This window comes from Sphingomonas adhaesiva (assembly GCF_036946125.1).
Classification (GTDB): Bacteria; Pseudomonadota; Alphaproteobacteria; order Sphingomonadales; family Sphingomonadaceae; genus Sphingomonas; species Sphingomonas adhaesiva_A.
Map to the genome: position 1 here is coordinate 190,149 of NZ_JAQIJT010000001.1, position 12,918 is coordinate 203,066.

Genomic DNA, 12,918 nt, shown 5'->3' on the forward strand with positions numbered 1-12,918 from the left:
CGGGTGCGCTAGGGGGTGCCGACCAGCATGGATCAGCCCCAGTCCCCGGCCGCCGCCATCCACACCGAAACGGCCGCCGCCGCCGCGGTTTCGGCGCGCAGGATCCGCGGGCCGAGCGTGATGCCGACCGCCTGCGGATGCGCGCGGATCGCGGCGCGCTCGCCCTCGTCGAAGCCGCCCTCCGGCCCGATCAGGATCGCCGCCGGCCCCGGCCGCGCGCGCATCGCCGCGGCGGCGGGCTCGCCCCCCGTCTCGTCGGCGAAGAACAAGGCGCGCCCCTCCGGCCAGTCGCGCAACAGATGCGGCAGCTTCACCGCGTCCGCCACCCGCGGCAGCGCGGTACGTCCGCATTGCTCCGCCGCCTCGATCATCTGCGTGCGCAGGCGGTCGGTGTTGGGCCGGTCGACGACGGTGCGGTGGGTGACGACGGGAACCAGCCGATCGACGCCCAGCTCGCACGCCTTCTCCGCCAGCCAGTCGACGCGCCCCTTCTTGAGCGGCGCGGCGCACAGCCACAGGTCGGGCACGGCTTCGCGCGCGCGCAGCCGTTCGGTCACGTCCAGCGAGACGTCGCGGCGCCCCGCCTGCGTGACCAGCGCCAGCCACTCGCCGGTCGTATCGTCGAACAATGTGACCGGATCGCCGGGCTTCGCGCGCATGACGGTCGCCAGGTAATGCGCCTGCGCGCCCTCCAGCCGCAGCGCGCCCGCGGTCAGGGCCCTGTCCACGAACACCCGCGGCGTCGATCGCGGCGGCCACGCCGGCTGTGCGCCCATCACCGTCACCCCTCATCCACCTCGGCGTACGATCAGCATCCGCGCGACCCAGAACAGGATCGCGACCGCCAGCGCAATCCCCAGCACGCCGCCCGCGATCGTCCCCGCCACCTTCAGCATGGCGAAGAACAACGCCTCGAAGAACCGGCCGATCGCGACCGAGAGGTGGATCACTGCGCCACGATCACTGGACCGGCATCATCGCGCGGCGACGCGGGTCCAGCGCTGCTCCTTGCACCCGAACCCGGCGAACAGGCAGCCCTGCACCACCAGCGTATCGCGCCCCGCCAGTTGCAGCGTGCCGTCCACCTCGCTCCCGATGTCGGGAACGAAGACGCTGCCCGCCCATGTCCCGTCGCCCTGCGGCTCGACACGGAGCAATTCGGTCCCGATCAGCCGGTCGGTGCCGCCGCGTGCGGCATCCTCGCGCGCCCTGGCGTCCGCGGCGACCACCGTGCCGCACACGCCCGGCTCGCCGCGGCACCGCGCGATGCGGATGCGCACCGTGTCGCCGGCATTGCGCCAGGTGCCCGCCACGGGATCGGACGCCGGCGCCGCGGCCAGCGCGAGGAGGGAGAGAAGCATCGACATGGCAGCAAGATAGGATGCCGCCCGGTGGAGATAAGGGGCGCGGTCAGGCCGCGCGCGCCAGCAGCGCTTCCCACGCCGACAGCTTCGGCTGATCCGGCCATAGCCCCCGCGTATCGTAGACCAGCTTGTCCGCCCGTTCGTCTAGCGGCACGGAGCGGAACACGTCGTGGTCGACCAGCACGATCATCGCATCGCACGTCGCCAGTGCGCTATCCAGGTCGATCAGCGCCGCGCCCGTCCCCGCGAAGGCGGCGGGCAGCGCCTCGACATGCGGCTCCACCAGCGCGATCCGGTCGCCGAACCGCCGCGCGAGCGCCGCGGCGATCTCCACCGCCGGGCTTTCGCGCAGATCGTCGATGTTCGGCTTGAAGGCGAGGCCCAGGCACGCGACGCGGGTATCGGGCAACCGCTCGATCAGCCGCAGCGCGCGGCCGATGACATGGTCGGTCTTCGCCTCGTTCACCTCGCGCGCGGTGCGGATCAGCCGGCTGTTGACCGGGTCCCCCGCGACCAGGAACCACGGATCGACCGCGATGCAATGCCCGCCGACGCCGGGGCCGGGTTGCAGGATCGACACGCGCGGGTGACGGTTGGCGAGGCGGATCACCTCCCACACGTCGATCGCCATTCCCTCCGCGATCAGCGACAGTTCGTTGGCGAAGGCGATGTTGACGTCGCGGTAGCTGTTCTCGACCAGCTTCACCATTTCCGCCGACCGCGCGGTGGTGGTCAGGCATTCGCCGCGCACGAAGCGCCGGTAGAAGGCCATGGCGCGGCGTGCGCAGCGCGGAGTGATGCCGCCGATGACGCGGTCGTTGTCGATCAGCTCGATCAGGATGCGCCCCGGCAGCACGCGCTCCGGGCAATAGGCGATGAACAGGTCAGCCGCGCCCGTGCCGCGTCCCGGGACCGACAGGTCGGGGCGCAGCGCCGCGATCGTCGCCGCGACCTGCTCGGTGGTGCCGACGGGCGAGGTGGATTCGAGGATGACGAGGTCGCCGCGCTTCAGCACCGGCGCGATGGTGCGCGCGGCGGCCAGCACATGGCTGACGTCGGGGCGATGATCGGCATCGAACGGGGTCGGCACCGCGATGATGAACGTGTCCGCCGCCTCCGGCGCGGCCGCGGCGCGCAGCAGCCCGCGCGCGGTCACGCCCTGCACCAGCCCGTGCAGGTCGACTTCCTCGATATGGACGCGCCCCTCCGCGACGGTGGCGACGACCTGCGCATTGACGTCGACGCCCAGCGTGGGGATGCCGGCGCGTGCGATCACCGCGGCGGTCGGCAGGCCGATATAGCCCAGCCCCATCACCACGGCGCCGAGCGCGGGCGCTTCCTGGTCAGCGGCGGTGGGCATCCTCGACGATCCTCGCGATCCGTGGTGCTGCCTGCCCGTCGCCATAGGGATTGTGCGCACGGGCCATGGCGGCATGCGCCCGGTCATCGTCGAGAAGAGCGAAGATATGGTTGACGATCGCGTCGGGATCGGTGCCGACGAGCGTCGCGGTGCCCGCCGCGACACCCTCCGGCCGCTCGGTCGTGTCGCGCATCACCAGCACCGGCGTGCCCAGGCTCGGCGCCTCTTCCTGCACGCCGCCCGAATCGGTCAGCATGACGTCGGCCAGCGCCATCAGCCGGACGAAGTGCGGATAATCGAGCGGCTCGACCAGCGCGACGTTCGCGTGGCGCCGCAGCGGCGCCATCGCGTCGCGCACCTGCGGGTTGGGGTGGACCGGGAAGATGACCGCGACGTCGCCGCGGTCGGCCACCCGCGCGATCGCGGCGGCGACGCGGGCCATCCCCTCCCCCCAATTCTCCCGCCGGTGCGTGGTGACCGCGACGATGCGCTTCCCCGCAAAGCGCGCGACGAGCGGGTCGAGTCCCGCGGCGAGCCCCGGCTCGCGCACCAGCCGGTCGCGCATCGCCAGCAGTGCATCGATCACGGTGTTGCCGGTGACGTGGATCGCGCCCGCCACATTTTCCGCGCGCAGGGCGGCTGCGGCCTGCGGCGTCGGGGCGAAGTGCAGGTCCGCGATCGTGCCCGCGATGCGGCGGTTGCCTTCCTCCGGCCAGGGCGACAGCAGGTCGCCGCTGCGCAATCCCGCCTCGACATGCGCCACGGGCACGCGGCGGAAGTAGGCCGCCAGCGTCGCCACCATCGTCGTCAGCGTGTCGCCGTGCACCAGGACGCGGTCGGGCCGCTCCGCGTCCAGCGCCGCGCCGAACGCGGTCAGCATCCGCGCGGCAAGCGCGTCGAGCGACTGGCCCGCCTGCATCAGGTCGAGGTCGATGTCGGGCACGATGCCGAAGATCGCCAGCACCTGGTCGAGCATCTCGCGGTGCTGCGCGGTCACCGCGACGCGTACCTCCAGCGTGCCGCGCGCGCGCAGTGCCGCGACGACGGGCGCCATCTTGATCGCCTCGGGGCGGGTGCCGAACACGACGAGAATGCGCGGGCGCTGGATCACGATGGCGGGCTTGTCATACAGGCGTTGCGATCAGGTGTATGGTGCGCCGCGGAACTTGGCCATGCCCCCGCGGATTTTGCGGGCGAGCGAGGAGACGACGATGCGACTGGTGATGATCGGGCTGGGGCGGATGGGCGGCAACATGGCGCGCCGTCTGATGAAGGCCGGGCACGAGATCGTCGCCTATGATCGCGATGCCGAGGCGGTCGCGAAGCTGGTGGCGGACGGCGCCACCGCCGCGATCGGGGTCGACGATGCGCGCGCGAAGGCGGGCAGCCCCGCGACCTGGTGGATCATGCTGCCGCACGGCGCGGTGACCGACGGCATGATCGGGGAGATCGCGGAGGGTGCGTCCGCGGGCGAGATCGTGATCGACGGCGGCAACAGCTTCTACAAGGACGACATCCGCCACGCGAAGATGCTCGCGGAGCGGCAGGTCCATTACGTCGACGTCGGCACCTCGGGCGGGGTGTGGGGGCTCGATCGCGGCTATTGCATGATGATCGGCGGCCCGGACGAGGTCGTGCGCCGGCTCGACCCGATCTTCGCCGCACTGGCGCCGGGCGAGGGCACGATCTCGCGCACCCCCGGTCGCGACGGCAACGACGCGGTCGATACGCGCGCGGAGAAGGGCTATATCCACGCCGGTCCCGCGGGTGCCGGGCATTTCGTGAAGATGATCCACAACGGCATCGAATACGGGCTGATGCAGGCCTATGCCGAGGGATTCGACGTGCTCAAGGGCAAGGCATCCGAGCATCTGCCGGAGGATGAGCGCTACGACCTGAACCTCGCCGACATCGCCGAGGTGTGGCGGCGCGGCAGCGTCATCTCCTCCTGGCTGCTGGATCTGACCGCACAGGCGCTGGCGAAGGACGGAAAGCTGGAGCAGTTCAGCGGACACGTCGCCGATTCGGGCGAGGGTCAATGGACGATCGAGGCGGCGATGGAGGAGGCCGTGCCCGTCAACGTGCTGACGACAGCGCTCTTCGCGCGCTATCGCAGCCGCGTCGACCATACCTTCGGAGAGAAGGCGCTGTCGGCGATGAGGTTCGGCTTCGGCGGGCATGTCGAGATGCCGCAATAATGCCGATCCGCTTGCTGGTGTCGGACATCGACGGCACGCTGGTGAACCGGGACAAGGCGCTGACCCCCGCGACGATCGCCGCGGTGAAGCGCCTGCGCGAGGCCGGTATCGGCTTCACCGTCATCAGCGCGCGGCCGATGTCGGGGCTGCGTCCGCTGCTGGCGCCGCTGGGGCTGACGGGCGAGGTCGCGGCGTTCAACGGCGGGCTGATCGCGCGAGCCGACGGCACCGTCGCCTACCACGCCACGATCGACGCGGACGCGGCGCGCACCGCGATGCGGCTGGCGCGTGGGGCGGCGGTCGACACATGGATCTTCGCCGACAATCGATGGTATGCGACCGACCCGGACGGCCCGCATACCGCGAGCGAGCGGCGCTCCTCCGCGCAGGAGCCGCTGACGCATGCCGACATGGATGCGCTGCTGGACCATGCCGACAAGATCACCTTCGTCAGCGACGACGAGGGCGCCCTGCGCGCGCTCTACGACACGGTGCACGCCGCGATCGGCGACCGCGCGACCGTCGCCCAGTCGCAGACCTATTACCTCGACGTGACCGCCACGACCGCCAACAAGGGCGACGGCATCGCGGCGCTGGCGAAGGCGCTGGGCGTCGACCTGGCCGATACCGCCGCCATCGGCGACCAGGCCAACGACCTGCCGATGCTGACCCGCGCCGGCCTTTCCATCGCGATGGGCAACGCGCCCGACGCGGTGAAGGCGGCGGCCGGCCACACCACTCGCACCAACGACGAAGATGGCGTAGCCCACGCCGTCGACACCCTGATCCTGCCCCACGGAGACCCTGCATGAAGAAGCTCGTCGCATTCGACCTCGATGGCACGCTGGCGCTGAGCAAGCAGCCGCTGAAGGACGACATGGGCGAGACGCTGGCGGACCTGCTCGGCGTGGCGGACGTCGCGGTCATCTCCGGCGGCGACTGGCCGCAGTTCGACAAGCAGGTGGCGAGCCGCCTGCCCGAGCGCGCCGATCGCGCGCGGTTGTGGCTGATGCCGACGACGGGGACGAAACTCTATACGTGGCAGGACGGCCGATGGACGACCGTCTATGCCGAGCTGTTCGACGAGGGCGAGAAGAAGAAGATCGTCGACGCGTTCGGCGAGTCGCTGGAGGCGACCGGGTTCGTGCCGGAGAAGACCTGGGGCGAGCGGATCGAGGATCGCGGCAGCCAGATCACCTTCTCCGCGCTGGGCCAGGAAGCACCGATCGAGGCGAAGGAGCATTGGGATCCCGATTTCGCCAAGCGCAAGGTGATCCAGGCCGACCTCAGGCAGCGCCTCCCCGGCCTCGCGATCAACATGGGCGGCGCCACCTCGATCGACATCACGCGCGAGGGCGTCGACAAGGGTTACGGCCTGCGCAAGCTGTCGGCGGAGAGCGGGTTCGGGCTGGACGAGATGCTGTTCATCGGCGATGCGATCTTCCCCGGCGGCAACGACTATCCCGCGCACGAGGCGGGCGTCGATTGCGTGCGCGTCCGCGATCCGCAGGAGACGATCAGCGTCGTCACCGCCATCGTCGCCTGCCAGAAGTAGGCGCCGCGCTTGGACATTCCCGGCCTCTGGGCACGGTTCATCCAGTGGATCGGCGACGGCACCGGGCTGCCCGACACCATCCTGCACATCCATGCCGGGATGGCGGTGCTGCTGATCGCGCGGGTCGTCACGCGCCGCTCGCTCGGCACGTTCGTCCCGCTCTCCGTCGTGATCGCGGCGGAGGCGGCGAACGAGATCCTCGACCGGCTGCACTGGGGCAGCTGGCGCTGGTCGGACACGATCGGCGACGTGGTGAATACATTGTTCTGGCCGACCGTGATCTGCCTCGCGGTCAGGCTGCGCCCGATGGTCGCCCGCGACGCGCGGCGGCGCTGAGCGCGGACCCGTCACCCCGGGCTCGACCCGGGGTCCAGCTGCTTCTCGTCACCGGCCGGAAAGCGGGACCCCGGATCCAGTCCGGGGTGACGGAGCCGAAGCCTCAGACAATTTCGAGTTTGATCCACGCGGCTTGAACCGGCCACAACCGCCTCCCCGGCGTAGGCGGGGCCTTTGCAGAACAGTGCAACAGCACCGAGCCCACGCCGTGCTCCTGCGCAGGCAGGAGCCCAGGGCCAGGCAGAACAACGCCCGATGGGACCTGCAACTCCGGGCTCCTGCCTGCGCAGGAGCACGGTGTAGCCTTTTGCAAAGGTCCCGCGTAGGCCGGGGTCCAGTTGGGCAGCGCTGGTGATCGAGCGCTCGCTTCCTCACCGAAGCCTTCCCAACTGGGCCCCGGCCTTCGCCGGGGAAGTGCTTCAGCCTGAATGGATCACGCCTAGTTCGCCGTCGCGATCGCCAGCAGCGCGCGGTCGATCGCGGCGGTGGCGGAGGCGTCGTCGGCCATGTCGTTGGCCAGCGCGGAGAAGGTCAGCGTGCGCCCCGACGCCGCGATCAGATAGCCCGACAGCGCGTTCGCGGCGTTGAGCGTGCCGGTCTTGGCGAACAATTTCCCGTCGAGCGGCGTGCCCGCGAAGCGTCTGGCCAGCGTGCCGTCGACCCCGCCGACCGGCAACGTCTCTCGCCACGCCGCGCCCCACGGCTGGGTCGCCGCCCAGCGCAGCAGCGCGACCGCGCTGCGCGGCGAGATGCGGTTGTAGCTCGACATCCCCGACCCGTCCGAGAAGTCGTAACCCGCACGCGCCACACCGGCCTTGTCGAGCAGCGCCGCCACCACCGCCTGTCCGTCCGCGACCGAACCGCTGCCCGTCACGCGCCCGACACGGCGCAGCAGCAGGTCGGCGTGCAGGTTCTGGCTGACCTTGTTGGTGAGGCGCACATCCTCGGCCAGCGGCCCCGGGGTGAGGCGCGCGAGCGGAACCGGCTCCGGCGCGCGCGCAACCGGCGCTTGCCCGCGCGTCGCCGGATCGTCGGCCGGTGTGACCGCGCGGTGGCGCACCCGCGCCGTACCCGTCACCCGCACCCCGGCGGCGCGCAGCAACCGCACGAAGCGCCACGCCGCACGGTGCGCGGGATCGTCCACGCCCACCGTCAGCGTCACCGGCGCATGGCCCGCGGGGATCGTGCCCGTCACCGTCATCCGGTCGCTGCCCGGCAGCCGCGCATAGCCCAGCGACGGTTCGCCCCCGGTCGTCACGTCGACGCGGCCGTCGATGCGGTAATAGCCGTCCCCGCTCACCTTCCCCGCGCCATCGACGGTCAGCGTCGTGACATTGTCGTCGAGCGTCAGCGCGGAAATCGCGGTGCCGTAGCGGCCGGGGATGTTGTTCCAGCTCATCCCCGCGGGCCAGCGCTCGTCGGGAAAGGCGGTGTCGTCGCCGATGACGTCGCGCACCGTGCGCGTCCTCGCCACGACCGCGCGCGCCAGCTCGGCGAGGCAGTCGGCGGTGCAGTCCGCCGCGCTCGACAGCCGCGCATCGCCGTGTCCGGCCAGCACGACGTCGCGCCCCTCCAGCCGCACCGTGGCACCGCCCGCCACGTCCGGTGCGGCGGTGTCGAGCGTGGCGAAGGCGGCGGCGGTGGTGAACAGCTTGGTATTCGATGCCGGGACGAACCGCTCGTCCGCGCGCACCGCGGCCAGTTCGCGACCGTCCGCATCGACCACCAGCAGCCCGATGCGCGTGCCCGGCGGCGCACTCGCCAGCGCCTGTTCGACCGTCTCCGCCGCGGCGGGGGTGGCAAGCAGCAGCAGCGGCAGCAGGATGTGGCGCATCAGCGTCCCTCGATGACGTCGCCGACCACCGCCAGGAACTCCGCGGCGAGCGCGCTGGGGGGTCGGTCGAGCAGGTGGATGGCGTGGACGTCGAACGTCAGCGGCGGCTTGAGCGAGCGCATCGCCAGCTCCTCCGCGCCGCTGCCCGCCAGCGTCGCATCGGCGGTGAAATTGTCGACCACGGTCACGCCGACGCCCGCGCGCACCAGCGCGGCGGCGATGTAGAAGGTGCGGGCGGAGGCGACCTCGTCCAGCTCCAGCCCCAGCCGCTCCAGCTCGTCGGTGAACAGCCGCCCGATCGGTCCCGACGCGGCCAGCGTGATGAACGGATGCCCCGCCAGTCGCGCCAGCTCGGTTCGCGGCGGCAGGTCGGGCAGGTCCGCCTCGCGGTGGAGCACGACCAGCTCGCCCTCGCCGAGCCACGTCTGCCCCAGCGGCGCGCCGCGCGGCACCTCGTTGGCGATCGCGATGTCCGCCTCGCGCTCGTACAGCTTGCGCAGCAGGTCGTCGTGATGGACGGTCTGCAGGTCGAAGCGGACCTCCGGGCGCTTCTTCAGGAACCGCGCCACCGCCTGCGGGATCACCCCCAACCCCAGACTTGGCAGCGCGGAGATGCGCAGCGTCGCGCCCGCGCCCGCACGCAGGTTGCGCCCCGCCTCGCGCAGCGCGCGCACCCGGTCCTGGATCTCCGCGACGCCGGAAAACAGCGCATGCGCATCCTCGGTCGGGACCAGCCGCCCGCCGGTGCGCTGGAACAGTTCGAACCCCAGCAGCGTCTCGGCATGGCGCAGCGTCTTCGACACCGACGGCTGCGACACGTTGAGCGCGCGCGCCGCCGCGCTGACCGATCCGTTGACATAGACGGCGTGGAAAATCTCGATGTGGCGCAGGTTCATGGGGCTCACCGTAGCGCTGCGTCGGCTATTCGGCCACTCGCCCGCGGAAGCGCGCCTCGTCCAGCGCGCCCTCGCCGCGCGCGACCAGCGTCGCGACGGTGAGGTTGGCGGAGGCGGACGGCACGGTGCGGGTCATGTCGAGCAGGCGGTCGAACGGCAGGACCAGCCCGACGACCAGCGCGGTCTGCTCCGCTCCCACTCCCACCGCCGACAGCATCGCGGCCAGCATGAAGAGCGACGCGGAGGGAACCGGCGCGGTGCCGAACGCGGCCAGCGCGCCGGTCATCAGCATCACCGCCAGCATCCACGCGTCGGGTACGATCCCCATCGCCTGAAGCGCGAACTGCCCGAGCAGCCCCACGTACATCGCGGTGCCGTCCTTCCCGATCGAGGCGCCCAGCGGCAGCACGGTGGACGCGACCGGGCGCGCGATGCCGAGATTGTCCTGCGCCACCCGCAACGCCACCGGCAGCGTCGCGGACGAGGAAGCGGTCGAGAAGGCGACGATCAGCGCATCGACGATGCCGCGAAAGAAGCGCGCCACCGGCAGCCGCGCCACCAGCCGCAGCAGCCCGGCATGGACCAGCAGCATCTGCACCAGCGACGCCGCGACGACGCACAGCGCGAGCCAGCCGACGTTGACGAAGACCGCCGCGCCCCCGCTCGCCACCGCATGGGCGATGAGCGCGGCGACGCCGAACGGCGTGACTTCCATCACGATGCGCACGATCTGGAGCAGCACCGCGGCGAGGCCCTGGAGCAGGTTGACGACCGGCCTGCCCGCCTCGCCCGCGACCACGCTGCCGATGCCGAGCAGGATCGCGGTGAAGATGATCGCCAGCATGTCGCCGCGCGCCAGCGCGTCGACGATGTTGGCCGGGACGATGTTCAGCAATTGCTCGGACGGGGGGACCGGCGCGCCGAGCACGTGCGGCGCCACTCCGCTCAGCCGGATGCCCGCGCCGGGCCGCACCAGCAGCCCCGCCGCCATCCCGATCGCGACCGAGACCAGCGTCGTCAGCGCGAACAGCCCGACGGTGCGCCCGCCGATCGGCCCCAGCCGCCGCGGATCGCCCAGTGCCGCGATCCCCGCCGCGATGGTGACGAGGACGACGGGCACGACCAGCATCTTGATGAGCCGGACGAACAGATCGCCGACGATCCGGATCGCGGCCGCCCCCTCCGGCCACAGCGCGCCGATCAGGATGCCGACGATCAGCCCCCCGACGACGCGCCGCCACAGCGGGATCGCGAACCAGCGGTTCATGGTCGGGCGATTTCGTCATGCCGGGCGTGTCCCTGGACCCCGGAACGGGTCCGGGGTGACGAAGGAGCCGGGGCAGCCGTCACGCCGCCCCCCAGAAACCGCGCGCCGGCGGGTGCAGGATGCCGCCGCGATTCCGCACGCCGCCGTCGCGGTCCTGCGCCAGCCACAGCGGTCCGTCGAGGTCGACGAACGCCGCCCGCCCTGCCAGCAGCAGCGCCGGCGCGATGCCGAGCGACGAACAGACCATGCACCCCACCATCAGCCCGAACCCCTTCGCGACCGCATCGTCGGCCAGCGCCAGGGCTTCGGTGAGCCCGCCGGTCTTGTCCAGCTTGACGTTCACATGGCTGTAGCGCCCGCGCAGCGCCGCCAGATCGGCACGCGTGTGGAGCGATTCGTCGGCACAGATCGCGATCCCCGCCGATACCTGCGCCAGCGCGCCGTCTTCGCCCGCCGGGAGCGGCTGTTCGAGCAGGTCGACGCGCTGTTCGCGCAGGAACGCGGCGAGCCCGTCGACCTCGGCGATGGTCCAGCTTTCGTTCGGGTCGACGATCAGCCGCGGCGCGGGGGCGGCGGCGCGGACGGCGGCGATCTGCGCCGCGGCATCCTCGCGGTTGACCTTTACCTTGAGCAGCGGGACGGTCGCGTGCCGCGCGGCGACCGCAGCCATCGCGTCGGGCGCGTCGATCGCGATCGTGATGGCGGAGGCGACCGGCGCGGCGGCGGCGACCCCGGCCAGCGCGGCGACCTCGCGGCCCGCCACGCGCGCCTCCACGTCCCACAGCGCATTGTCGACCGCGTTGCGCGCCGCGCCTGCGGGCATCACGGTCGCGATGTCGGCGCGCGATGCGCCCGCCTCGACCAGCGCGGCGATCGCGGCGATCTGCGCCAGTGCGTCGGGGATCGTCTCGCCATAGCGCGGATACGGCACGCCCTCGCCGCGCCCGACGTGCGCGCCGTCGCGGATATTCACCGTCACCACATCCGCCGCGGTCTTCACCCCGCGCGCGATGCGGAACGGCGCGTTCAGCGCGAAGCGGTCATGGGATGCGGAGAGGGTGCGCAGCACGTCAGGGTCCAATCGACGATGGCGTCCGCACCGAAGCGGTACGGATCGGTGCAGGGCAGGCCGAGCGCGTCGGCCGTCTCGGCGCACAGGCGGCGCGCAGCGGCCTCGTCCAGCTTCACGGTGTTGAGCGCGACGCCGACCGCCTGCACGTCCGGACTGGTCAGCCGCGCGACCGAAAGGTTGGCGGCGAGGCATTCCGCCAGCCCCGGCAGCGCATAATGCGGCAGCCCGCGCATATGGCCGCGCGACGGATCGTGGCACAGCACGATCGCGCGCGGCTGCGCCCCGTGGAGCAGCCCGGTCGACACGCCCGCGAAGCTGGGGTGGAACAGCGATCCCTGCCCCTCGATCAGGTCCCAGCCGTCGTCGTCGCGCGCCGGCGTCAGCACCTCGATCGCGCCCGAGATGAAGTCCGCCACCACCGCGTCGAGCGGCACGCCGTCGCCGGCGATCAGGATGCCGGTCTGCCCCGTCGCGCGAAAGTCCGCCGCGAGCCCGCGCGCGCGGAACGCATCGCGCAGGGTCAGCGTCGCGTACATCTTGCCCACGGAGCAATCGGTGCCGACCGTCAGCAGGCGGTTGCCCGCACGCGCGCGGCCGTTGCCGACGGGCAGGTGCGCGGGCGGATCGCGCACGTCGAACAGCGACACCCCCGCCTGCGCGGCGGCGGCGACCAGCCGCGGTTCGTCGCGCAGCCGCTGGTGGAGCCCCGACGCGACGTTCATGCCGCTCGCGATCGCGGTCAGCGCGTCCGCGATCAGGTCCGCGCCCAGCGTGCCGCCGGCATTGGCGATCCCCAGCACCAGCGTGCGCGCGCCGGCGGCGCGACCGGCGGCGGCATCCATCCGCGGCAGGTCGAGCGTCAGCGGGCAATCGTCATGCCGCCACTCCCCGACGCAATCGTCCCGGCGGAAGGCGGCGAGCCCGCGCGAGGTCTTGATGCCGATCTCGTCATCGGAATGGCCGAGGTAGAGGAGGTAGGGGCCGGGGATCATCGCGCACCTGTGTCGGAAGGATGACACGGAGCGTAGGGGCGGGC

14 protein-coding genes are annotated in these 12,918 nt (G+C 71.8%); 4 read left to right on the plus strand and 10 right to left on the minus strand.

From position 1 onward, the window contains the following. Positions 1–32: 32 nt before the first annotated feature. From PGN23_RS00910 to wecB, 5 genes are read right to left on the minus strand one after another with little or no spacing between them, the layout of a single operon-like run. Positions 33–776: a 16S rRNA (uracil(1498)-N(3))-methyltransferase gene (locus PGN23_RS00910; protein WP_335302044.1), complete on the minus strand. Its 744-nt coding sequence runs from the start codon at positions 774–776 to the stop codon at positions 33–35. A 12-nt stretch (positions 777–788) separates the two neighbouring features. Beyond that, a complete protein-coding gene (locus PGN23_RS00915) occupies positions 789–950 on the minus strand; it encodes a hypothetical protein (protein WP_335300937.1) in 162 nt (53 codons plus the stop codon). Positions 951–974: 24 nt separating this feature from the next. After that, positions 975–1,367, minus strand: a complete 393-nt coding sequence (locus PGN23_RS00920; RefSeq protein WP_335300939.1) for a DUF2147 domain-containing protein — start codon at positions 1,365–1,367, stop codon at positions 975–977. A gap of 43 nt (positions 1,368–1,410) precedes the next feature. Continuing rightward, positions 1,411–2,724: a UDP-N-acetyl-D-mannosamine dehydrogenase gene (wecC, locus tag PGN23_RS00925; protein ID WP_335300941.1), complete on the minus strand. Its 1,314-nt coding sequence runs from the start codon at positions 2,722–2,724 to the stop codon at positions 1,411–1,413. Further along, on the minus strand, positions 2,708–3,778 hold the full coding sequence (gene wecB / locus PGN23_RS00930) for a non-hydrolyzing UDP-N-acetylglucosamine 2-epimerase (RefSeq protein WP_443019734.1): 1,071 nt from the start codon (positions 3,776–3,778) through the stop codon (positions 2,708–2,710). Before wecB ends, wecC begins: the two co-directional genes overlap by 17 nt. A gap of 157 nt (positions 3,779–3,935) precedes the next feature. On the opposite strand from wecB, the gene gnd reads away from it, so the two are divergent. Genes gnd through PGN23_RS00950 form a run of 4 tightly spaced genes read left to right on the plus strand, consistent with a single transcriptional unit; the run spans position 3,936 to position 6,813 of the window. Next, positions 3,936–4,922, plus strand: a complete 987-nt coding sequence (gene gnd / locus PGN23_RS00935; RefSeq protein ID WP_335300943.1) for a phosphogluconate dehydrogenase (NAD(+)-dependent, decarboxylating) — start codon at positions 3,936–3,938, stop codon at positions 4,920–4,922. Continuing rightward, positions 4,922–5,734 carry a Cof-type HAD-IIB family hydrolase gene (locus PGN23_RS00940; protein ID WP_335300945.1) on the plus strand — a complete coding sequence of 271 codons (813 nt, stop codon included), beginning with the start codon at positions 4,922–4,924 and terminating at the stop codon, positions 5,732–5,734. Before gnd ends, PGN23_RS00940 begins: the two co-directional genes overlap by 1 nt. Beyond that, complete coding sequence (locus PGN23_RS00945; RefSeq protein WP_335300947.1) at positions 5,731–6,477, plus strand: HAD-IIB family hydrolase; 747 nt, start codon at positions 5,731–5,733, stop codon at positions 6,475–6,477. The genes PGN23_RS00940 and PGN23_RS00945 overlap by 4 nt, the downstream gene beginning before the upstream one ends. 9 nt (positions 6,478–6,486) lie before the next feature. Continuing rightward, a complete protein-coding gene (locus PGN23_RS00950; protein WP_335300949.1) occupies positions 6,487–6,813 on the plus strand; it encodes a hypothetical protein in 327 nt (108 codons plus the stop codon). A 439-nt stretch (positions 6,814–7,252) separates the two neighbouring features. Here the strand turns inward: PGN23_RS00950 and dacB are convergent, their stop codons facing one another. The 5 genes from dacB to dgcN form a co-directional block, all read right to left on the minus strand. Further along, on the minus strand, positions 7,253–8,647 hold the full coding sequence (gene dacB, locus PGN23_RS00955) for a D-alanyl-D-alanine carboxypeptidase/D-alanyl-D-alanine endopeptidase (protein WP_335300951.1): 1,395 nt from the start codon (positions 8,645–8,647) through the stop codon (positions 7,253–7,255). After that, complete coding sequence (locus PGN23_RS00960) at positions 8,647–9,543, minus strand: LysR family transcriptional regulator (RefSeq protein ID WP_335300953.1); 897 nt, start codon at positions 9,541–9,543, stop codon at positions 8,647–8,649. The genes dacB and PGN23_RS00960 overlap by 1 nt, the downstream gene beginning before the upstream one ends. 25 nt (positions 9,544–9,568) lie before the next feature. Then, positions 9,569–10,810 (minus strand): dicarboxylate/amino acid:cation symporter, encoded by a 1,242-nt coding sequence (locus PGN23_RS00965; protein WP_335300955.1) that lies wholly within the window; start codon positions 10,808–10,810, stop codon positions 9,569–9,571. A 79-nt stretch (positions 10,811–10,889) separates the two neighbouring features. Next, a complete protein-coding gene (gene dgcA, locus PGN23_RS00970) occupies positions 10,890–11,879 on the minus strand; it encodes an N-acetyl-D-Glu racemase DgcA (RefSeq protein ID WP_335300957.1) in 990 nt (329 codons plus the stop codon). Then, positions 11,837–12,874 carry an N-acetyltransferase DgcN gene (gene dgcN / locus PGN23_RS00975; RefSeq protein ID WP_335300959.1) on the minus strand — a complete coding sequence of 346 codons (1,038 nt, stop codon included), beginning with the start codon at positions 12,872–12,874 and terminating at the stop codon, positions 11,837–11,839. The genes dgcA and dgcN overlap by 43 nt, the downstream gene beginning before the upstream one ends. Positions 12,875–12,918 lie beyond the last annotated feature (44 nt).

Coding starts and splice junctions, on each gene's coding strand:
- wecB (WP_443019734.1), bottom strand. CDS start 3,778: ATGGCGCCCGTCGTCGCGGCACTGCGCGCGCGCGGCACGCTGGAGGTA.
- PGN23_RS00945 (WP_335300947.1), top strand. CDS start 5,731: ATGAAGAAGCTCGTCGCATTCGACCTCGATGGCACGCTGGCGCTGAGC.
- PGN23_RS00965 (WP_335300955.1), bottom strand. CDS start 10,810: ATGAACCGCTGGTTCGCGATCCCGCTGTGGCGGCGCGTCGTCGGGGGG.
- wecC (WP_335300941.1), bottom strand. CDS start 2,724: ATGCCCACCGCCGCTGACCAGGAAGCGCCCGCGCTCGGCGCCGTGGTG.
- PGN23_RS00960 (WP_335300953.1), bottom strand. CDS start 9,543: ATGAACCTGCGCCACATCGAGATTTTCCACGCCGTCTATGTCAACGGA.
- PGN23_RS00910 (WP_335302044.1), bottom strand. CDS start 776: ATGGGCGCACAGCCGGCGTGGCCGCCGCGATCGACGCCGCGGGTGTTC.
- PGN23_RS00940 (WP_335300945.1), top strand. CDS start 4,922: ATGCCGATCCGCTTGCTGGTGTCGGACATCGACGGCACGCTGGTGAAC.
- dgcN (WP_335300959.1), bottom strand. CDS start 12,874: ATGATCCCCGGCCCCTACCTCCTCTACCTCGGCCATTCCGATGACGAG.
- dacB (WP_335300951.1), bottom strand. CDS start 8,647: ATGCGCCACATCCTGCTGCCGCTGCTGCTGCTTGCCACCCCCGCCGCG.
- PGN23_RS00920 (WP_335300939.1), bottom strand. CDS start 1,367: ATGTCGATGCTTCTCTCCCTCCTCGCGCTGGCCGCGGCGCCGGCGTCC.
- gnd (WP_335300943.1), top strand. CDS start 3,936: ATGCGACTGGTGATGATCGGGCTGGGGCGGATGGGCGGCAACATGGCG.